The sequence below is a fragment of the Polynucleobacter sp. TSB-Sco08W16 genome (genome assembly GCF_018687455.1).
In the GTDB taxonomy this organism is placed as follows: domain Bacteria; phylum Pseudomonadota; class Gammaproteobacteria; order Burkholderiales; family Burkholderiaceae; genus Polynucleobacter.
Map to the genome: position 1 here is coordinate 1,301,938 of NZ_CP061291.1, position 21,133 is coordinate 1,323,070.

The following is a 21,133-nucleotide window of genomic DNA, read 5'->3' on the forward strand; positions in this document are numbered from 1 at the left end:
ACAACCTTTTAGGTTTTGTTCTGATCCGACTTTATCGGCATTTCATCCAAGTTCGCAGATTTATCCTGAGAAAGAGATTGTGTGGATGTTAAATCAGATTTTGCTGACTCCGCAGAAGGCGGCTCGATTGGGGCTAAATCTTGCTGAGCAATTGCTTCGTCCTTCTTGCGGAACAAATTGAGCATATCGCTTTGGACCATTCTCTCTAGCATGCCAGGAGGCAATGGGTCCGCCTTGGAGTAATCATCAATATAAATATCCAAGCCATCCATGATATTGAAATGAGGGTCAGTAAACATCTTCTTGAGTGCCGCCTGCTGAACTGCCGGATCTACATCAGACTTCATGAAAGCAGAAAAATCTGGGGCAAAACGGTCAATCTTATCGACGTCTTCTAGCGTGGCTGAGGGTGGCGCCTCGCTCTCTTGGGGCTCTGATGGCTTAACTGGCTCAACATTAGATTTGGGCTGCTCAATGAGCTCATCTTCTTTACCAGCCTTGCGGCGCGACCAGCGACTTAAAAAGCTATCTGCCATCATTCCCCCGCAGAACGGTCAGCACCCTTGAATGATGCGGGCTTATGGCGCTTCTTAGGTTCAGGTCGATAGTGCTCATTGACATACTCCTGCAACCAAGAAGCATGTTCATCGCTCAGGGGAATGGTATCGACTGACTCTCCACCATCAAGCAAACGTGCAGCTTCGTTATAGCTCACACAAATTCGATGTGGGACTGCGATAGTAGACTCAACTCTTGCCAAAGGCAGTGATTGCTCATCAATATAGCGCTCAATGTCTTCTTCTAATCTCCACATCACAAACCAACATGGTGTAGTTGCAGATACGTTGAGATAGTAACCTTCAGCCTCATCCGGAAAGAGATCTAGTTCATAACCAGTAAATAGCCAAGATTCTCCATCCGCATCACGCTCCAAAAATTGACCAGAGAGTGAATGACTTGAATTGCCAGTGAATTGCCCAAAATCAGGCAATACTTCCTGAGGCACCCACCGGTATGAAACCCATGGGTTATCCATGTTTTGTTTACGCATTAATACCGCAAAGCGCATAGATACTCAGGGCCTTAAGTGTTTTGAACAACGATGTTCGGAAATTTACTACTCATATCTTTAGATAGAGTAGCGACTCTGATAGCAACCTGTCTAGCAATGTTTTTGTAGATTGCACTGATAGCGCCATCAGGATCAGCAACTACGGTTGGGCGACCTGCATCCGCCTGCTCTCGGATAGATAAATTGAGGGGTAAAGCGCCTAAAAATTCCACGCCGTATTCCTTGCACATCTTCTCGCCACCGCCAGCACCAAAGACATGCTCCTCATGACCACAACTTGGGCAGATATAAGTGCTCATGTTCTCAATAATGCCAATGATTGGAACGCCAACCTTCTCAAACATCTTTAAACCTTTACGAGCATCAAGCAAAGCAATGTCTTGTGGAGTAGTGACAATCACCGAACCAGTGACGGGAACTTTTTGCGATAAGGTCAATTGAATATCGCCAGTACCTGGTGGCATATCTACGACCAAGTAATCTAAGTCACGCCAACGGGTTTGGCGCAGTAATTGCTCTAATGCAGATGTCACCATCGGGCCACGCCAAACCATCGGTGCATCATCATCAATTAAGAAGCCAATAGAGCTCGCTTGCAAACCATGTCCTTCCATCGGTTCAATAGTGTTTTCCTCTATTGAGTTAGGTCTACCAGTAATGCCGAGCATCATCGGCTGACTTGGGCCATAAATATCCGCATCTAAAATACCAACTTGAGCACCTTCTGCTGCAAGTGCCAATGCTAGGTTCACAGCAGTAGTTGATTTACCTACGCCGCCTTTACCGCTGGCTACCGCAATAATATTTTTCACACCGGGCAATAACTTCACCCCCCGCTGTACCGCATGCGCAACAATCTGACTAGAGACATTGACGCTCACATTTTTGACGCCAGGTAACTCACGCAAAGCATTGATAACAGATTTACGAACAGCATCAAACTGACTCTTAGCTGGATAACCTAAAACAATATCTAAAGAGATATCGCCTCCCTCAACCTTGAGGTTCTTTACATTTTTTGCCGTTACAAAATCAATCTTCGTGTTTGGATCAATTAAGCTTTTCAGCGCTCCTTGAACGGTCTCTACAGTCAATGACACTACCTTCTCCTATGATGCGAAATTCTGGGGCTTGGAATCCAAAATTGCTAAATGTGCTTCTGATTAAATAGCGAGTAGATTAACCGCACCGGCAAAAATTTGCTGGTGCGACCCAAGTAACTTACTGGGAGACAGGGAATCCTGCCTCAGTTATTAATTGCGCGGCCTGGCTAAAACTCAGCGTCGTTTCTAGATTGACCATCTGGCTAGCAAGATCTGCCTGGACTTTCGCTGTCGGGTCCTGAGCCTGAACAGCCCTAGTAACAGCATTAATACAGCCTCCACAGGTCATTCCAGATACTTTCAGATTCAACATATCGGCTCCTTTGCATTGAATTTGCCCTGCATTCAGTAGATTATCTTCCATATGAGCAACCCAAATGAGACAAATTCAGCGCTTTTTACCCTAGATATTGGCGGAATGACCTGCGCTTCCTGTGTCGCTAGGGTTGAGAAGGCACTCCTTCGGATTCCTGGGGTTGAGGCCGCTAGCGTTAACTTGGCCACCGAACAGGCTAAGGTGCGGCTCAAGCCTAGATCTGAGATCAACATCGATGGCGTGATTGCCTTAGTTGAAAAAACGGGTTACTCGGCAATAGTAAGCACCCCTCATGGTGATGCCAAAGCAAATTACTCACACACTTTTTGGGGATCGGATGGCCTGGGTCGCGTACTACTCAGCTTTACCCTCTCCGCCCCGCTATTTCTTCCAATGTTTCTAATGCCATTTGGAATACATTGGGCGCTCTCACCAAAGTGGCAAGTTATTTTGGCCACTCCCGTGCAATTTATTTTGGGTTGGCGTTTTTATAAGGCAGGCTTTAAATCTTTGCTTGCTGGCGCAGGTAATATGGATTTGCTAGTTGCTCTTGGTACTAGTGCCGCTTATGGCTTAAGCGTATATTTAATGATGACATTGCCAGATGAAAGTCATGAACTTTATTTTGAGGGTTCAACTGTCATTATTTGCATGGTCTTGCTAGGCAAATGGCTAGAGGCTAGAGCAAAACAACAAACAAGTGAAGCGATTCGTGCACTCCAAAAACTGTGGCCGGAAAATGCTAAGGTTCTTAATTCAAATGCCGTTGTTGGCGAAGGTTCGTTTTTAGAGCAATACCGCGAATTACCTTTAGAGCAAGTCTTTCCGGGGGATCATATTTTGGTGATGCCCGGCGAACGCATTCCCGTTGATGGCATCATCGTGTTTGGCAATAGTCATATCGATGAATCGCTCCTCACGGGAGAAAGTGCACCCCTTAAAAAATTACAAGGCGCAAAAGTCATTGGTGGATCACTGAATGGAGAAGGTGTATTGGTCGTTGACACTAAGGCTGTGGGGGTTGAGAGTGTCTTATCTCAAATCATCTCTTTAGTTGAAGATGCGCAAACTCAAAAGGCCCCGATCCAAAAATTAGTAGATCGTGTCAGCGCTATTTTTGTTCCAAGCGTGATTGGGATTGCTCTACTTACCGGCTTGGCAAATTGGCTTTATTTAGACTCCACTTCCATCGGGATATTGCGGGCAGTTTCCGTCTTAGTAATTGCATGCCCTTGCGCTCTTGGTCTAGCAACACCGGCAGCTATCATGGCCGGCACAGGAGTTGCAGCGCGCTTTGGTATTTTGATTAAAGACCCTCAAGTATTGGAACTAGCGCATCGCTTAAACGTGGTTGCCTTTGATAAAACAGGCACGCTTACTATCGGCAAGCCTAAAGTATTGGCCTTTATTCCGTTTACGAATGCGCTTAATAGCAATGAGATGCTGGCGAGTGCTGCTGGCTTACAAATGGGCAGCGAACATCCTTTGGCAAAGGCATTACTAGATGCCGCAAAAAAAGCCGGTCTCACTCCTGTCACCCCATCAGAAAGTAAGGCATTACCAGGCGTAGGAATTATGGGCCAACCTAGTGCAGGCCCATGGATAGGCCAAAGTCTTGCTTTGCAAAGCATTGCATCTTTAGAAAATAATCCACACTATGCAGATATTCTCAATATGGCGCAGAGTGCCTTGGATGCTGGTCAAACTATTTCTGTATTAATGAATCAAACAAATCCACCAAGCCCGCTTGCCATCATTGCATTTGGTGATGAACTGAAACCCAATGCCAAGGTAGCAATCGCTGCACTACATCAGATGCGTATTCGAACCGTCATGCTTTCGGGGGATAACAATGCTGCAGCCCAACGCGTAGGGCAGTCTCTTTCTATTGACAAAGTGTATGGACAGATCATGCCTAGCGATAAGGCAGACATTATTCGCCAACTGCAATCTTCTGAAATAAATCACGCTCGCCAATATGTCGCCATGGTGGGTGATGGCGTGAACGACGCGCCTGCATTAGCGTCTGCTGATGTGGGTATGGCCATGTCTACGGGCACTGATGTAGCGATGCAAGCCGCTGGAATTACTTTGATGCGTGGCGATCCCAGCCTGGTAGCTGATGCAATTGATATTTCGAAGAGAACCTGGAAGAAGATTCAACAAAACTTGTTTTGGGCATTTGCATTCAATTCCATTGGCATCCCTCTCGCGGCACTAGGATACCTATCGCCTATGCTAGCTGGGAGCGCGATGGCCCTTTCGAGCTTTTGCGTTCTCAGTAACGCGCTTTTATTAAAACGTTGGAGCCCTTCTCACATTTAGCCTAACCCACTTGAGATTCTGATTTGTTATTTTGGGCTTTTCCGAATCAATTCAATGTCGCCATAGAAGGCTCGGGTTTCGGATTTAGTATTGTCGGTATCAGTAAGCAATGCGACGCCAATCACTTGTCCGGCAGCTTCTCCATAGGCACGCTGATAGTCAGCAGCAAGATCACGCTGATGCTTGCGCCACTCTCCCAAACTCTCCCAACCTGAATCCACCACAATCATTTTGACTCTTGCAGTATGCGCGTTGGTAATGATCGTATCGACTGGAGCTTTACCAGACCAGATATACATTAAGGTTGCATAGGGCATCTCTTGGCCGCTAATGAGATTGGCCATCTCGAAATTCATTTTTTCTTTTAAGGGAAGTTTGGATTTATTGCCGTCAAAGGCCACCAAGATTCTTAAGGGCGCATCATCACGATACCCTTCTGTGTTATCGGCCTCAGGTAATGCGCCAGTTGCTTTCCATTCCCATTGCAACCATAAATTATTTGCCTGGCGTGGACGCAATTTCACAGCCAGTCCAGAGGCTGAGGTTTTTGAATTGGCACTAAGGACCGTACGCCCTTGATAATTTTCAAGGCGGTAAACCGTATTCTTTTTGTAGGGCGCTATGCGATAAAAATTCCAACCATTTGGCATTCCCTCACGCGCGGTCTCTGCTGAAAATTTTGGAAGCTCTTCCTGAGCAGGAATTTGGTCCACATTAAAAGCCTGCCCTGATTCATTTTCAACCGCACCGCCTCCAAAACCAGCACAACCAGCCAAGCTAAGCGCCATGCAGACAATGAAGGAAAAGGAGGCAATCTTAAGCATCATCCCATTGTCCCAAATAATTGCTGAAGACGATAAAAAACTGAGTCTAAAATCAAGGCATGCGCCATCAATCTCCTTCAAGCTGGGCTGTAATCAGCGTATGCCTCGTAGCATTGGTGCACTTTGCCCTAGGCTTTGCAATTGAGTTCTCAGTTGATGAAGCCCACTACGCCCTATATGCACAGCACTTAGCTTGGAGTTATTTTGATCACCCTCCATTAGTGGGGTGGATTCAATGGCCACTGGTAACTCTGACCTCTTCCGAAGGAGTCATTCGACTCATCCCAGAATTACTTTGGATCTTATCTTGCTATTTGGCATATCAAGTGACGCTGGAAGTACATCGATTCATCCAGGGTCCCAATGCAGCCTACTTAACTAGCGCATTACCCTCAGCAAATAGCTGCGGCCTGATGGCGGTGCTCGCAATCATCGCCGCACCCATGCCTCATGTTTTAGCAATTGGTTTGTTACCCGATACCCTACTCGCACCCTTAAGTCTCGGACTGATGATGATGTCGCTGCGCTGGTTAAGCAAGGATCATTTCAGCATTAGTGACTGGCTCATTACTGGGGGCTTATTAGGATTGGCAGGTCTGAGCAAATACACTGCGATATTTACTGCGCTAGCTGTACTGTTCATTTTTTTGAGCAATCCTAAAAAGCGATGGATTAATACTGCAGGTTTTTGGGTAGCAGTTGGGATTGCTCTGCTTTTAATCACACCAGTGCTCTATTGGAATTGGGTAAACGATTGGATATCTTTTAAATATCAAATTGCTCATGGTGCTGGAGGCGCCTGGCTCTGGCGTCGATTGGGTGCTTATTTAGGAATCCAAGTCTTAGTCTACGGCCCCCTACTTATCTTAGGTGCTTATTTATTTATTAAGCACTGCATTCACAGTAGCAAACTTTCTTTATTCGCCTTATTGGGATTTTTTGTTATTCCTTTTTTGATTTTTACCGGGCTATCAGGAGGCGGTGGTCTACCTCACTGGACATCACCGGCATGGTTCTGTCTTGCACCATTTGCCGGCATCGGTTTAGCTAAAGCATGGTCAACACAACATCACCGACTCATCCGCACTCTTTTTATTACTCAAGTTCTAGTTTGCTGTATTGGATTTGCATACGTTCTTTCCGGGGGAGTCAGTTCCGCAACAGTCAAATCCAATCCAATTGCAGATCTCTATGGCTGGAAAGCTGCAGGGCAAAAAGCAGCTGAGTTGACGCAGACAACAAAAGCCAATGGCATTGCCGTGCAAAACTGGACTCTCGGAAGCCGTGCAGCCTGGTATGCAAAACCTACCCCAGTCTTTGTACTGGATCAGCGACAAGATCAGTTTGACCTCTGGTTTGGGCAACTTCCCCGCGGCGCTAATATTCTTCTGATTAACTGGTCCGGCTTGTCATTTGAGGCACCAGTTGGCAATAAGCCGGCTTTTGAACGCTGCGATCCGATCGAGACTCTGGAAATCAAGCGTTTTGGCCAAGTCTTGTCCAAATTTGACTTCAGTCTTTGTAGCAACTGGCAGGGCTCGGGTTTGGCGGAGTAATTCGCCCAAATTCAAGACCTTAGGCGCCCAAAGCATTATCCTTACGCCTATGAGTTCACAACCCCAATCCACCCCAAAAACCCCATCCGGGTGGAAATCAATTCTGAAGCGTGCGTGGCCAACTATCCGCATTCTGTTGTCGATTACCCTGCTCTGGAAGGCAACCAGCGGAATTGACTGGTACACCTTATTCCATTCTGAAATCAAGATGGAGCCAGCTTGGTTGATCGCGGCTGCATTAGCGATTTGCTGCGCCTTTATTTGTGGTGGACTTCGCTGGGGATTTTTAATGCGCAGCGTAGGCTTTCATGGCAGCTTGAAAAGTTACATTGCCCTCTACTTTGCAGGCGGACTAATTAATCAAGGCCTGCCAAGCACTCTGGGTGGCGACAGCTATCGTGCAATTACAGCAACCCATTTAACGAGTGGCGGCAATCTGAGTGAAACGAAAAAGCTAGATGATGAGTTACACCACTCAGTAGATCTAGAGCATGCCAATCCAAAACTGCGGCTCAGTTTCGCGATGGTATTGGTAGACCGACTCTTGGGTCTAGCTGGTAATAACTTACTGGGTGGTCTCGGTCTTATTTTGGGGGGCGCCACACTTGCCGCATGGGGTCAAGACTTAGGCTACGCAGTAGTAGCCATAATGATCTTTGCAGGCTTAGCCGTTGCGCTAGGGCTGGCTTGGACACCTAGTCGTGAGCTCTTACAGAAACTACTGAATCGCCTACGCATGAGCAATGCGATGCCTGGTATTCATTTGGCCTTTTCGTGGCCTATGAATATAGCCCAGGCTATCTTTGCCATCGGCATTCACTGCCTAACGATCCTGACATTCCTTTTCTGTATGAAAGCATATGGTGCAAATGCTCCAATCGAAGGCTTAATGATTGGTCTACCTGCCTTGAGCCTTCTATTAATGTTGCCGATCAGCATTTCTGGTTGGGGTCTGCGTGAAGCCACTTTATCTTCTGTGTTGGCGCTGTGGGGGGTCAACCCTTCATTAACTGTATTGGCTTCTATTAGCTATGGTGCAATTACGGTCATCTCTGTATTGCCTGGCGCATACTTTTTATTAAAACGAAAATAATTCTTTCCGAGTACAACTATGACTATTAGCGTCAATACCATGCGTGCCATTGATCATTGGGTTGGAGTACCCTTGTGTGCAATTGCTAGTCCAATAGTTGCTCTAATTGATGGTATTAAAAATATTTTTAGTCGCGGCCCAGATCAGCCCAAGAAACTCCTCTTTATCGAACTATCAGAAATGGGTAGCGCTATCTTGGTTGACCCAGCAATGCGTAATGCCCAAGCTCGCGGCGCTGAATTATTCTTTTTAATCTTTAAAAGCAATCGCGCCAGCCTCACCCTTCTCAACACCGTCAAACCGGAAAATATTTTCACAATTGACTCTTCTAGCTTGGGTGGCTTAATTAAAGACACTCTCCGTTTTTTAGTTTTGGCACGTACTCATCGCATTGATACCGTCATTGATTTAGAGCTCTTCTCGCGGTTTACTGCCCTATTGACAGGTCTTTGTGGTGCTCGTCGTCGCGTCGGCTATCACATCTTTCATGGTGAAGGCTTGTGGCGTGGCTTCATGCTCACACGCAAGGTTCATTACAACCCACATATTCACATTACCAAAAACTTTCTCTCCTTAATTCATGCCGCATTTGCAAAAGAGATTGAAGTGCCATTTAGCAAAATTCATATCTCAGATTCTGAAGTCAAGCTAGAGCAAGCGATCATCAACCCTGATGTCTTGAAAAAAGTATTGGCCCGCATTGAAAAGAAAGCATCTGAAGCTGGCATCCCATTCACTTATGGAAAAGATCGTCTGATTCTGATTAATCCAAATGCGAGTGATCTTTTACCTCAACGTCGCTGGGCTCAGCAACGATTTTCTGAACTCATTCAAGCGGTAAATCAACGCTACCCCAATGATTTAATTTTGATCACCGGCTCACCTGCAGAATTTGTCTATGTCGACAAGGTGCGCTCCGTTGCTAACGTGAAGAATGCGTTGAACTTTGCTGGACAGGTAAGTTTTGCTGAGTTGCCCCCGTTGTATACCCTGTCTGATGTCATGGTGACCAATGATTCTGGTCCTGGACACTTCTCTGCCGTGACGCCACTGCGAACTGTGGTTCTTTTTGGTCCTGAAACACCTGCACTCTATGGCTCTGTAGGCAACTCAATTGCTATCACCGCTAATCTTGCTTGCTCTCCTTGCGTGAGTGCGGCTAATCATCGCAAAACACCATGTCACGACAACGTTTGCATGCAAGCGATCAGCGTTACCCAGGTGCTGGACAAAGTCACAGTCCAATTGCAAGAAGCTGACAAGGCAAAAGGTCGTTAAGCTGGATGAGTAAGCAAGCGATTCCAAATTACATCTGGTTTTTACCGTTACTTCCTATTGCGCTGGCTTTTGCCATTTACTTTAGTGAACTCCAGATCTCTAGCTTTAGATTTATCAACGACTTCACGCAATTATTGCCAGATACCCTTTGGGCATGGCTTACCTTCCTCGGAAATGGTTGGGGCATATTTGCTCTTGCATTTCCACTAATTCTCTTAGCGCCACGTTTGTTGACTGCAGGCATCTTCGGCGGGGTAATTTCCGGCTTAAGCAGCTCGACCCTCAAAAATATATTTGATTTACCAAGACCAGCTGGGCTCTTGGAGGACGGGAGCTTTCATCGCATTGGTGAGCCCCTGCTTTTCAAGGCATTTCCTTCAGGTCATACCTTAACGGCCTTTGCAATTGCGAGCGCGTTGTACTTTGCCACCCCCAGAGATAAGCGCAGTCATTTGATAATCCTATTTGGCATTGCGTCGCTTGTAGGGCTATCCCGGATTGCAGTTGGAGCGCATTGGCCAACTGATGTCCTCGCTGGTTCTGGAGTTGGCATGTGGTGTGGCATGCTTGGAGCCCTTTTAGCGCTGCGCGTTCCCCAATCACAACTCATCCCTCGTGCCATTTGGTCTCGCTTAATTGCCCTCAGCGGTATTGTTGCCATTTACGTGCACATCACTCAAATCATGGATCTGGAATTAAACCTTCCACTGCAGTACGTATCCATTGCAATTATTGCAATCACTCTGATATTTTTTATCAGAGCGCAATTTACTCCATCATCTGGAAACTTAGGCTAAAGCTCTATGTTTAGCTATCGACACGCCTTTCATGCTGGCAGCCATGCTGACATCCTCAAACATCTCACACTGATTCATCTGCTTGAGTATTTACAGGAAAAGCCTGGTGCCCTCACAATGGTTGATACCCATGCTGGCGCTGGTATTTACAGTCTGGAAGATGGGTTTGCAGCGGTTAGTAAAGAAGCTGAGAGCGGAATATTTCGCTTGCTCAAGTTTAAAGAGGCAGGAAATGCCATTCCTGAGAGTATTCAAAAATACATAGAGTGTGTTGAATCCGTCAACGCTGAAGGCGAGCTCAATACTTACCCAGGTTCTCCTTTTATTCTGGCGCAACTCTTAAGGCCACAAGACCGACTAAAGTTATTTGAGCTGCACCCCAAGGAAATTGATATTCTTCGTCACAATATTGGTCAATTGAAGCAGTCTAAGCAAATCGATGTCTATGCTGAAGATAGTTTTAGTAGGCTTAAAGGCCTACTGCCCCCTCCAAGTAGGCGCGGTTTAGTGCTAATTGACCCTTCTTATGAGGATAAGCAAGACTATCGCTATCTTGAGACTGCAATCGAGGAGGCCCTGCTGCGCTTCGCTACTGGATGCTATGCAATCTGGTATCCCGTTCTCCCCAGAAGGGAATCAGCAGCGCTGCCTGATCGCATGAAGAAGATTTGCGCTGCGCATAAGCGCTCATGGCTTCATACAGAATTACGCGTTGAGAATGCGCCAGGCGAGAGGCGTCTACAAGCCAGTGGGATGTTTGTGATTAATCCCCCATGGACACTAGAAAAGCACCTTGCTGATGCGCTGCCTACCCTAAGTAAAGCATTGGGTATTGGCGGAGGGGCACAATACTTATTAAAGAGTTTTGAAGCTAAAAACTAAGTCTTAAACTGATTTAGTCGCGCACATCAATCATGATCTCGTTACGGCGCATGAATGGTAGCGTCCAAGGTGGGTTATAGCGAGCAAACTTAGGCGTACCGGCTACCTGTAAATTTTTAGTCTTCATCCACCCTTCCAGCTCCACTGTTTTCTCGGCAACTTTTTGGCTGTTATAGAAACCAGAAAAAGTAATGACCGCTCTTCTGACTGCAGGGATTTGCCTTAGCTGCACTTTTGCATTCAGAGGCTTCGGTAGAGTTTCCATGGAATATTCAGAGGGCATAACAAAAGAGACGGTCCACTGACCAGCATTACCTTCAATATTGACTGGGGCAGTCATCGCGATCTTGGCGCTTTTAGGAGGCTGCTCCTCAACCGCAACCGGTGAGGTCATCGCTATTTTTTCACTAACTTGGTTTTGACCAAAAATATAGGCTGCAATCAGTCGAAAACCTTGGCTTGATGCCTCATCTAAATCACCCTCAACTTGAACCTCAGCCAAGATCATTGGCGCATAAGATCGAAGCTCAAATGGAGCTGATTTTTCAAGAACAGAGTATTTTGGCTCTTCGGTTGCCATTGCTGCTCCCGTGAATGTAAGCACTATAAAAAAGAGACCTTGAGAAACCAATACTCTCAAAGAAATATTCACCACTGAGCCTTAAGCGTAAAACCTGAAGTGTTGTAATCGACGGTTGCATTTGCACCAACAGGCAATGTGAGCTTGCTCGCCTGATGACCAAATGGTAGATCCGTCATGATCGGGATTGATTTTGGTAAGCGTTCACGAATGAAATTGATGGCGCGTTCAAGGTTGTAACCCTTGTCGTTGTCATACAAACGATAAGCAGAAAAACCACCTAACAATAATGCAGCCTGATTATTAAGGACACCGGCGTCCAAGAGCTGCATCAAGGTCCTCTCTAGTCGATAAGGATGCTCATTGACATCCTCTAAGAACAAGATACCGCCCTGGGTTTGAGAGCTCGATGGCATGTATGGTGTACCGATAAGGCTTGCTAGCACAGTGAGGTTACCACCCCAAAGCATTCCAGAGATAGCACCTGATACAGACTGCCCTAAGAAAGCCTGAGGAGTAGTGATAGCACAATCGAGTTTTCGGTCTTGAACTGCAGATAAGAAATGCTTCCACGTAAATTCATCCAAGGGAGCTACCTTACCGCTTTCATCGATTCTGCCAAAGTCGTAATTCAACATCGGGCCAGAAAGACTAATGGCACCTGTCTGTGCCAATAAACCCAACTCGAATGTTGTGAAATCGCTATGTCCACAAATCTGCAGGCCATTCTTGACGGCCTTTGCAATGGCATTCCACTCGATATTCGAAAGTAAGCGATGAAGACCATAGCCCCCACGCATCGCCATGACAAGATGCTGAGGATCTAATGTTGCAATTTGATTCAGCTCGTTTAATCTCTCTGTATCGCTGCCAGCAAATCGCTCGTGCACACGATGTATACAGTCAGGATTGTGAATAGCAATTCCCAAGGATTTGAGGGTCTCTATGGCGGCTAAGGGACTTTTCTCATCCAAGCTAGCGCCAGAAGGTGCAATAAGATGAATAGACTTCAACGCCGCTCCTTAAAGAAGCTTCTTAATAGCTGGCCACACTCTTCACTCATAACGCCACCCTCAATGCTGGTTTGATGATTGATTAGTTTTGATGAGAATACATCCAAAACACTTCCAGCAGCACCTGTTTTAGGATCCGGAGCGCCAAATACCACTCGATCAACTCTGGCATGAAGAATGGCACCGGAGCACATCGTACAGGGCTCTAGAGTGACATACAAAGTGCTTCCTGGGAGACGGTAGTTTTGCTCAGCTTTGGCAGCCTCTCTCAGTGCCAGCATTTCTGCATGCGCACTTGGGTCATGATTTGAGATGGGCTTATTGAATGCTTTGGAGATGATCTGTCCATCGCGGACTAACACAGCCCCCACTGGAACTTCACCCACAGCAGCAGCAAGTTGAGCTTGCTCGAAAGCATGCTGCATGAACTGATGATCAAGTTCAGCTTGATTCATTTAAGAATGATGAACATCAGCCCAACAATTTGGGGTTTCATACAGTCGAACCGCAGATAACTCAAGACGGCCACCGAATGCTTTGCTAAAAACTGGTTGCAGTATTGCGAATGCAGCATTCGCTAAATTTTCAACCGTAGGCACATGCTCCATGATCACCGTCTTGTGATTCGGCAAACTGGCCAAGAAAGCAACGAGACCTTCATCTTCTCTGGCCACCAAAAAGGCATGATCCCATTGCTCAACTACGTATTGATTTGTGAGGCGCTTAATATCGCCAAAATCCAAGACCATGCCATCATCCGCTTTACCGGGGTGATCGGCAACCTCACCAGTTAAGGTAACTTCAATAGCATAGCGATGGCCATGCAAGTGCCTACATTGCCCATCATGATTAGGGATGCGATGACCGGAGTCAAATTCAAGACGGCGGGTTATAGAGATAGCAGGTTGTTTACTAGTCATTCAATTCTTTAAAGTAATGAGTATTTGCTGATGCTTATTTATCGGATACCAATCAGTTTATGCGATTGAATACTCAATCTCCACAATGGTCTTTTTTGACATAAGCCTACGGCTAATTCGGTATTGCTTTTGAGGTTTGGTCCATCCATGGGCTGCAAGAATCGATTCCGGTAATCCATCTTCTCAAAGCGGGCCATTAAATTTTCTAGAGAATCATGGCCTACTTGAGGGATTACTAATTTCAACTCATTCGCTTGCAGTACGATCAGATCAGAGCCTACCTTTGGGCTCACACAAATCCAATCAACCCCCTTTGGAACCTTGATAGTGCCATTCGTTTCAATAGCCACCTCAAATCCTTTTTGATGAAGCGCTGCAATCAGTTCTTCATCCAACTGCAAAAGGGGTTCTCCACCAGTAAAGACAACATATCTTTGTTGAGGCCCTGCCAAGGTACTTATCCATGCGAATTCAATAGCATCCGCCAAGTCTTTAGCAATCTGAAACTTTCCGCCGCCGATACCGTCGCTACCAACAAAATCTGTATCGCAAAATTGGCATACAGCAGTTGCGCGATCCTCTTCACGACCACTCCATAAATTGCAGCCAGTAAAACGGCAAAATACTGCCGCACGTCCGGCGTGAGCACCTTCACCTTGTAAGGTTGGAAATAGTTCTTTAACGGTATACATAGGAATACGCTTATTTTATGCGCTTTACTCACTTCCAGGAGACTAACTCCCATTGCATATAGTCTTCCCAGTAGGCATTAGCCCATGCAACCCCAAGCGTAATGTAGCGACCACTCCCCCTGCGGATTACCCAACGCCCCACTTCCGGGGAAAACCAGACGTCTTCATCTCGGATATTTTGAACCCGAAAGAGGTCATTACTTTGGAAATAGGGGGCTTCATTGTGAAAATAGAAAACCAGAAAATTACCCGCAGGACTCTGAATTTGCTCCCAAGCAAGTGAATTCATGCTCAAGCCCCAGTAATAACTTCCATCTGGATATCCGGGTACTTGATATTGGGTTTTATAAAACTGATTCATGCCAGGCTGTAGTTGTATCGGCCAAAGCGGAATCGCTGGTTGAAATATTTGCGGAGTGCTCCAATGGGGGTCTTGCACAACAAATCCCCATGGCGACTGAATTTCATCTGGAAGAGGGCCTGCTTTCAATCCAGATCTAGCAATGCGAATCTCCCTGCCAACCGAAACCACTTGTTCGGTTACGGTATCAACAATCTCTTGGTTAAAAACATTGCGGATTTGATAAACCCACTCCTGCCCCACCTTAGGCGCGCGAACTATTGGCGTTAGTACAGGCTGGGCAACGGTCATACCCTGAGGAAATGGCTGCGAAGAAATACAGCCCACTAATAAAACTGGCAAGACCAGCAAAACTAATCTACGCAACTGTTTCACTTGTATGAGGTGAGTTGCCATTGATAGCTGCCCTCGTTAATCACGGCGCCTATTTGACCTTGTATTTGATAGGAGCCTGATGCCTCTCGTGCGACCCATCTTCCGATCTGAGGTGCAAACCAAACAGTTTCCTTGCGAATGCAATTCACTTTATTATCGTCATCACTTTCATAATTAATTAAGCTTTGATAACGCAAGGTCAAGAATGTACCTGCTGGAACGGTAATTCGCTCCCATCCATGGGCACTCATATATTCCTGCCAGCCTAATTTGTTATCGGAATAACCGCCTATGCTGTATTTGGTATTGAATTGCTTGCTCCAGGAGCCGGAAAGCTCCAGTGGCCACAATGGCAGCGCTGGGTTAAAGCTCAGTAATCTGGGCCACTGAGGATCAGTGCTAACGAAGCCCCAAGGAGACTGAATTTCGTTAGGAAGCATATTCCCATCTTCTGAGCGCTCAATGTTAATGCTTGAGCCCACACTAGCAACTCTTTCGGTAATAATGCCAAGAGTCTTCCCATTGAAAACATCCTTCTTGACATAGTTCCACTCCTGCCCAACTTCAGGGGTACGAACTGTTGGCAATGGATTTGGCTGGGAGATGGGAGTACCGTGCTCATATCCCAGTGGAACTCCACAAGCTACCGGCGCTAATACTGCTGATGCGATAAAAGTTCGACGAGATAAATTCATACGCCCTCCTAATGGTGATGGATTAACTATACGCCAAGCAAGCCAAGCTCTTCATCACTAAAACCGGCTTGTTTACGAGCCTCCATATTGAAAGGCCCCCTTAATTTTGGTGCACAGTATTTTTTAGCCAAATCTCTATAGGCCGAAATTGGCGAGAGATTTTCTTTAGCGCACAAGAAATTGAACCAGTGATTACCAATACCGACATGTCCAATCTCATCTCGAAGAATAATTTCTAATATTTCTACGGCGCCCAATTCTTTAATTTGCTTAAAACGATCTCGAATCATCGGAACAGCATCCAAGCCTCTGGCTTCCATTGTTCTGGGCACTAAGGCCATTCTGGCAATGACTGCATCTTTGGTGCGCTCTACCATCTCCCACAAACTATTGTGAGCAGGAAAATCCCCGTAAGTAAATCCAAATGATTGGATATAGCGATTCACTAGTGTGAAATGGTATGCCTCTTCTTTAGCAACCTTCAGCCAATCTTCATAATATTTCTGAGGCATATTAGGAAAACGCCAGATAGCATCTAAAGCCAAGTTGATGGCGTTATATTCAATGTGTGCAAGTGAGTGCAGAAGAGATGCCCTGCCTTCAACGGTATCCATTCTTCTTTTGGGAACTTCCAAAGGTGGAATTAACTCGGGCTTTTGCGGGCGCCCTGGCAGTTGAAGGCCCTGCTCATTCAATATGTCTGCAGTTTTGAGCGTGATGCGTTGCTGTTGATAGTCATCGAATAGTTCAAATACTCGACTTACTTTCATTTGCGCATCTGCAAGAGCCAATATAGCAAGGGCGGATTGGCGTAACTCGGTCATTGAAAAAAGAGTGGGGGGGGTTATTCCCACTCAATTGTTGCAGGCGGTTTGCCACTGATATCGTAGACCACACGATTAATCCCGCGCACTTCATTGATGATGCGATTCGAAACCTTACCAAGCAACTCATGTGGCAAATGTGCCCAATGTGCTGTCATAAAATCTTGTGTCTGCACTGCTCTAAGAGCAACAACATACTCATACGTTCTACCATCACCCATCACGCCAACAGATTTCACTGGCAAGAACACGGCGAATGCTTGGCTGGTGAGGTCATACCAAGATTTTTGGCTAGCCTCATCAATCGTATTACGTAATTCTTCAATGAAGATGGCATCTGCTCGCTGTAATAGACTGGCAAATTCTGCTTTTACTTCACCCAAGATGCGAACACCCAATCCTGGACCTGGGAATGGATGGCGATACACCATCTCACGCGGCAAGCCTAATGCAACACCAAGCTCACGCACTTCATCTTTGAATAATTCACGTAGCGGCTCGAGTAACTTGAGGTGCATATCCTCTGGCAGGCCACCAACATTATGGTGACTCTTAATGGTATGTGCGCCCTTTTTACCTTTACCAGCAGACTCAATAACATCCGGATAGATAGTTCCCTGAGCAAGCCACTTCGCATTCTGAATCTTGCCAGACTCGGTTTGGAATATTTCAACGAACTCTTTGCCAATAATTTTGCGCTTGGCTTCTGGATCAGCTACACCAGCCAACTCACCCATAAAGGTTTCTTTGGCATCAACCCGAATGACCTTAACACCAAGGTTACGTGCAAACATCTCCATAACCATATCGCCTTCATTCAAGCGAAGTAGGCCATGATCAACAAATACACAAGTAAGCTGATCACCAATAGCGCGATGAATTAAGGCTGCGGCAACACTTGAGTCAACACCACCTGATAAGCCCAAAATAACTTCTTCATCACCAACTTGCTTGCGAATATTGTCGACAGCCTCAGCAATATAGTCGCCCATTACCCAATCTGGTTTGCACTTGCAAATTTCATGCACAAAACGCTCAAGGATTGCAGTTCCTTGAATAGTGTGAGTTACTTCAGGATGGAATTGGAAGGCATAGAAGCAACGATCTTCATCAGCCATGCCTGCGATTGGACAAGATTCAGTGGATGCCATCAATTTAAAAGACGGCGGCATTGTAGTCACAGAATCACCATGACTCATCCACACCTTCAGAATGCCATGACCTTCGCTGGTCGAGAAGTCTTGGATCCCTTTAAGCAGATTAGTGTGGCCATGCGCGCGCACTTCAGAGTAGCCAAACTCACGAGCCTTACCCAAGGCTTCCGCCGAAGCTACCGAGCCGCCCAATTGAGTTGCCATGGTTTGCATGCCATAACAGATACCTAAAACGGGAACCCCTAGTTCAAATACGATTTGTGGCGCACGCGGACTGCCCTCTTCCGTTACTGAACTGGGGCCTCCAGAAAGAATGATTCCTTTACCGCCCTGCTCTTGAATAAATTTACGGATGAACTCTGGATCGCAATCGTAGGGATGGATCTCTGAATAGACTCGAGCATCACGCACACGCCTAGCAATTAGTTGAGTTACTTGTGAACCAAAGTCGAGAATCAGTATTTTGTCGTGCACGTCAGAAACAGTCTTAATCAATATGGTAATTCGGTGCTTCCTTGGTGATCTTCACATCATGAACGTGTGACTCGCGCACGCCCGCAGAAGTGATTTCCACAAAATTGGCTTTTTCATGCAACTCAGCAATTGTCTTGCAACCGAGATAACCCATGGAGGAACGAATGCCACCGGTGAGCTGATGGAGGATTGCAAGCACACTACCCTTGTAAGGGACTTGTCCTTCAATGCCCTCTGGAACAAGCTTCTCAGCATTAGCAACAATATCGCTCTGGAAATAACGATCAGCTGAACCATCGGCCATCGCACCCAAAGACCCCATACCGCGATAACTCTTGTATGAACGCCCTTGATACAGGAACACTTCACCAGGAGCTTCTTCAGTTCCCGCAAACATCCCACCCATCATGACTGAACTTGCGCCAGCCGCTAATGCTTTGGCAACATCACCGGAGTAACGTACACCACCATCAGCAATCAATGGAATGCCAGTACCTTTTAATGCGGTAGCCACATTCACGATCGCAGTGATTTGTGGAACGCCAACGCCAGCAACAATACGAGTCGTACAAATAGAGCCTGGACCAATACCTACTTTGACCCCATCAGCACCGTGATCAGCCAACGCTTTAGCTGCATCACCAGTAGCAATATTGCCGCCAATAACTTGTACGTGCGGATAGTTTTTCTTAACCCATTTAACACGATCTAATACACCCTGGCTATGGCCATGGGCTGTATCTACCACAATCACATCAACACCTGCACGTACCAAGAGTTCAATGCGCTCATCATTATCTGGGCCTACGCCGACTGCTGCGCCAACGCGCAACTTACCTTCACCATCTTTACAAGCATTAGGATGCTCGGTGGCCTTTAGGATATCTTTGACGGTAATTAAACCGCGCAATTCAAATTTATCATTGACTACTAACACGCGCTCAAGACGATGCTGACTCATCAGGCGTTTAGCCTCTTCTAAGGAGCAGCCCTCTTTCACGGTAATCAAGCGCTCACGTGGAGTCATTTTTGTTTTGACAGGTGCATCTAAGTCTTCTTCAAAACGTAAGTCGCGGTTAGTAATAATGCCAACCACTTCTTTACCAGTCAGAACTGGAAATCCAGAGAAGCCATGCTCACGAGAAAGCTGAATCACTTGCCGCAATGTGACATCAGGACTAATAGTGATGGGATCGCGCAAAACACCAGATTCATAACGCTTAACCTTAGCCACTTCACGAGCTTGTTCAGCAGGCTTTAGGTTTTTATGAATGATGCCAATACCGCCCTCACTAGCCATGGCAATCGCCAATCGACCTTCTGTGACGGTATCCATCGCAGCAGACACCAATGGTGTATTGAGTGAAATATCTCGAGTTAACTTACTTGCCAAGCTGGCATCTCGAGGGAGTACCGAAGAATAGGCCGGTACGAGGAGCACATCGTCAAAAGTGAGTGCTTTTTGAATGAGTCGCATGCAAAACCCCTAGTCGCAAAAACAGATTATAGCCTCCTAGCCTTCCTTTTGGCTGCGGCAGCCTGGAATTTGGCGTCCTGGTTCTGGTTTGCCTTTTTGCGTCTGACGGCTTTAGGGTCGATCAACAGCGGAGAATAGAGCTCTAAACGATCTCCGGCATAGATCGGGCTATCCCAATCCTTGCGTTTACCAAAGACACCAAAGCACCCCTTTCTAGCCAAAGCAGGATCTGTCGGGCTATCTGCTATTCCTGCCTTAGCAAGGGCCAAACCTACTGTCGGGGACTCATTGTGATCAACCAACAACTGAAATGGGGTCAGTATTGGGTCACCCTCCCTAGCATCGCAAATCCAGATATCAAGCATTTGCTTACCCATATAGTGCTTCTGCACGTTTGACAAAGCAGTCCACAAAGGTCCCGGCGATATGGCCAAAGACGGGGCCAATAATCTTATCGAGAATGATGCTTTTAAACTCCCAATGCAACTTGAACTCCACCTTACAAGCGTCTTCACGCAAGGGAATGAAGTTCCATTGGCCTGAAAAATGCTTAAATGGGCCATCTATAAAAACCATATCAATGGTCTCAGGGCGATGGTTGATATTGCGGGTATGAAAAAACTGATTAACGCCCTTAAAGCTGATCTTGATTTTGGCATCCAGAACCGTCTCAGTCTGCTCAAAAATTTCCACACCACCACACCAAGGTAAAAACTCGGGATAACGCGCTACATCAGTGACTAAGCCATACATGCGGTCGGCTGATTGGCCAATTAAAACGGTCTTATAGACGTCTGCCATAATCGATCTTGGAAGCTAAATAAATATGAGTATCGTCGATAACAAAAAAGCCTTCTTTGATTATTTTATCGAGGAGCGCTTTGAGGCAGGGCTAGTGCTGGAAGGCTGGGAAGTGAAGGCTATCCGCGCTGGGCGCGTGCACGTCAAAGAAGCGTATGTCGTCATTCGCAAGGCGGAGCTTTTCCTGATCGGATGCCATATCACCCCACTACTATCTGCTTCAACCCATATCGTGCCCGATAGCACCCGCACCAGAAAGCTTCTGCTCAATGCTATAGAGATCCGCAAGCTCATTGGCAAGGTAGAGCAAAAGGGCTACACCCTGGTTCCTTTAAACCTTCACTTTTCCAAAGGGAATGTGAAGTGTGAAATTGGCTTAGGCAGAGGTAAAAAGCAGCATGACAAACGCGCAGCCACTAAAGAGCGTGAATGGGAAGTCCAAAAGGGGCGCATTGCCAGAGGCGATTTAAACGCTTAATCTGCCAAAAACTCAGGTAGACTGCCCTGAGCTAAAGCATCTG

At 46.4% G+C, this 21,133-nt stretch carries 24 protein-coding genes; 7 read left to right on the plus strand and 17 right to left on the minus strand.

The genetic code is table 11. The annotated features are described in order from the left end of the window. Positions 1-8: 8 nt before the first annotated feature. From FD961_RS06480 to FD961_RS06495, 4 genes are all read right to left on the minus strand, one after another. Positions 9-539, minus strand: a complete 531-nt coding sequence (locus FD961_RS06480; protein ID WP_215393153.1) for a DUF3306 domain-containing protein — start codon at positions 537-539, stop codon at positions 9-11. Next, on the minus strand, positions 536-1,051 hold the full coding sequence (locus FD961_RS06485) for a DUF3305 domain-containing protein (RefSeq protein ID WP_251371241.1): 516 nt from the start codon (positions 1,049-1,051) through the stop codon (positions 536-538). The genes FD961_RS06480 and FD961_RS06485 overlap by 4 nt, the downstream gene beginning before the upstream one ends. 32 nt (positions 1,052-1,083) lie before the next feature. Then, positions 1,084-2,172: an iron-sulfur cluster carrier protein ApbC gene (gene apbC / locus FD961_RS06490; RefSeq protein ID WP_215393155.1), complete on the minus strand. Its 1,089-nt coding sequence runs from the start codon at positions 2,170-2,172 to the stop codon at positions 1,084-1,086. A gap of 121 nt (positions 2,173-2,293) precedes the next feature. Further along, complete coding sequence (locus FD961_RS06495; RefSeq protein ID WP_071465910.1) at positions 2,294-2,488, minus strand: heavy-metal-associated domain-containing protein; 195 nt, start codon at positions 2,486-2,488, stop codon at positions 2,294-2,296. A gap of 51 nt (positions 2,489-2,539) precedes the next feature. Between FD961_RS06495 and FD961_RS06500 the strand changes: the two genes are divergently transcribed. Then, positions 2,540-4,816 (plus strand): cation-translocating P-type ATPase, encoded by a 2,277-nt coding sequence (locus FD961_RS06500; RefSeq protein ID WP_215393156.1) that lies wholly within the window; start codon positions 2,540-2,542, stop codon positions 4,814-4,816. Between the two features lie 26 nt (positions 4,817-4,842). On the opposite strand, the gene FD961_RS06505 is transcribed toward FD961_RS06500, so the two are convergent. Next, positions 4,843-5,643: a DUF3047 domain-containing protein gene (locus FD961_RS06505; RefSeq protein WP_251371242.1), complete on the minus strand. Its 801-nt coding sequence runs from the start codon at positions 5,641-5,643 to the stop codon at positions 4,843-4,845. A 56-nt stretch (positions 5,644-5,699) separates the two neighbouring features. Here FD961_RS06505 and FD961_RS06510 point away from each other — a divergent pair, with 56 nt between their 5' ends. The 5 genes from FD961_RS06510 to FD961_RS06530 are packed head-to-tail and all read left to right on the plus strand — an operon-like array spanning position 5,700 to position 11,246. Then, a complete protein-coding gene (locus tag FD961_RS06510) occupies positions 5,700-7,196 on the plus strand; it encodes a glycosyltransferase family 39 protein (protein ID WP_215393157.1) in 1,497 nt (498 codons plus the stop codon). 49 nt (positions 7,197-7,245) lie between these two features. Then, the gene (locus FD961_RS06515; RefSeq protein ID WP_215393158.1) at positions 7,246-8,289 is read left to right on the plus strand and encodes a lysylphosphatidylglycerol synthase transmembrane domain-containing protein; all 1,044 of its coding nucleotides are present in this window, start codon (positions 7,246-7,248) and stop codon (positions 8,287-8,289) included. Between the two features lie 18 nt (positions 8,290-8,307). Then, positions 8,308-9,567 (plus strand): glycosyltransferase family 9 protein, encoded by a 1,260-nt coding sequence (locus tag FD961_RS06520; protein WP_215393159.1) that lies wholly within the window; start codon positions 8,308-8,310, stop codon positions 9,565-9,567. Between the two features lie 5 nt (positions 9,568-9,572). After that, positions 9,573-10,364, plus strand: coding sequence for a phosphatase PAP2 family protein (locus FD961_RS06525; RefSeq protein WP_215393160.1), 792 nt, complete (start codon positions 9,573-9,575; stop codon positions 10,362-10,364). A gap of 6 nt (positions 10,365-10,370) precedes the next feature. Continuing rightward, the gene (locus FD961_RS06530) at positions 10,371-11,246 is read left to right on the plus strand and encodes a 23S rRNA (adenine(2030)-N(6))-methyltransferase RlmJ (RefSeq protein WP_215393161.1); all 876 of its coding nucleotides are present in this window, start codon (positions 10,371-10,373) and stop codon (positions 11,244-11,246) included. A gap of 13 nt (positions 11,247-11,259) precedes the next feature. Here FD961_RS06530 and FD961_RS06535 read toward each other — a convergent pair whose 3' ends face one another. From FD961_RS06535 to FD961_RS06590, 12 genes are all read right to left on the minus strand, one after another. Beyond that, a complete protein-coding gene (locus FD961_RS06535; RefSeq protein WP_215393162.1) occupies positions 11,260-11,826 on the minus strand; it encodes a heme-binding protein in 567 nt (188 codons plus the stop codon). A 68-nt stretch (positions 11,827-11,894) separates the two neighbouring features. Next, on the minus strand, positions 11,895-12,839 hold the full coding sequence (locus tag FD961_RS06540; RefSeq protein WP_215393163.1) for an LD-carboxypeptidase: 945 nt from the start codon (positions 12,837-12,839) through the stop codon (positions 11,895-11,897). After that, positions 12,836-13,294, minus strand: coding sequence for a tRNA adenosine(34) deaminase TadA (gene tadA / locus FD961_RS06545; RefSeq protein WP_215393164.1), 459 nt, complete (start codon positions 13,292-13,294; stop codon positions 12,836-12,838). The genes FD961_RS06540 and tadA overlap by 4 nt, the downstream gene beginning before the upstream one ends. Further along, positions 13,295-13,759: a 6-carboxytetrahydropterin synthase QueD gene (gene queD / locus FD961_RS06550; protein WP_215393165.1), complete on the minus strand. Its 465-nt coding sequence runs from the start codon at positions 13,757-13,759 to the stop codon at positions 13,295-13,297. Between the two features lie 38 nt (positions 13,760-13,797). Further along, a complete protein-coding gene (gene queE / locus FD961_RS06555) occupies positions 13,798-14,451 on the minus strand; it encodes a 7-carboxy-7-deazaguanine synthase (protein ID WP_215393166.1) in 654 nt (217 codons plus the stop codon). 28 nt (positions 14,452-14,479) lie between these two features. Beyond that, positions 14,480-15,208 (minus strand): hypothetical protein, encoded by a 729-nt coding sequence (locus tag FD961_RS06560; protein WP_215393167.1) that lies wholly within the window; start codon positions 15,206-15,208, stop codon positions 14,480-14,482. Further along, positions 15,184-15,882 (minus strand): hypothetical protein, encoded by a 699-nt coding sequence (locus FD961_RS06565; protein WP_215393168.1) that lies wholly within the window; start codon positions 15,880-15,882, stop codon positions 15,184-15,186. The genes FD961_RS06560 and FD961_RS06565 overlap by 25 nt, the downstream gene beginning before the upstream one ends. Positions 15,883-15,908: 26 nt before the next feature. After that, the gene (locus tag FD961_RS06570) at positions 15,909-16,706 is read right to left on the minus strand and encodes a ferritin-like domain-containing protein (RefSeq protein WP_215393169.1); all 798 of its coding nucleotides are present in this window, start codon (positions 16,704-16,706) and stop codon (positions 15,909-15,911) included. A gap of 20 nt (positions 16,707-16,726) precedes the next feature. Further along, positions 16,727-18,334, minus strand: coding sequence for a glutamine-hydrolyzing GMP synthase (guaA, locus tag FD961_RS06575; RefSeq protein ID WP_215394388.1), 1,608 nt, complete (start codon positions 18,332-18,334; stop codon positions 16,727-16,729). A gap of 13 nt (positions 18,335-18,347) precedes the next feature. Further along, on the minus strand, positions 18,348-19,811 hold the full coding sequence (gene guaB, locus FD961_RS06580; protein WP_071465373.1) for an IMP dehydrogenase: 1,464 nt from the start codon (positions 19,809-19,811) through the stop codon (positions 18,348-18,350). 26 nt (positions 19,812-19,837) lie between these two features. Continuing rightward, on the minus strand, positions 19,838-20,188 hold the full coding sequence (locus FD961_RS06585) for an RnfH family protein (protein ID WP_215393170.1): 351 nt from the start codon (positions 20,186-20,188) through the stop codon (positions 19,838-19,840). Further along, a complete protein-coding gene (locus tag FD961_RS06590) occupies positions 20,181-20,612 on the minus strand; it encodes a type II toxin-antitoxin system RatA family toxin (RefSeq protein ID WP_215393171.1) in 432 nt (143 codons plus the stop codon). The genes FD961_RS06585 and FD961_RS06590 overlap by 8 nt, the downstream gene beginning before the upstream one ends. Positions 20,613-20,637: 25 nt before the next feature. Between FD961_RS06590 and smpB the strand changes: the two genes are divergently transcribed. Beyond that, positions 20,638-21,090: an SsrA-binding protein SmpB gene (gene smpB, locus FD961_RS06595; protein WP_215393172.1), complete on the plus strand. Its 453-nt coding sequence runs from the start codon at positions 20,638-20,640 to the stop codon at positions 21,088-21,090. Positions 21,091-21,133 lie beyond the last annotated feature (43 nt).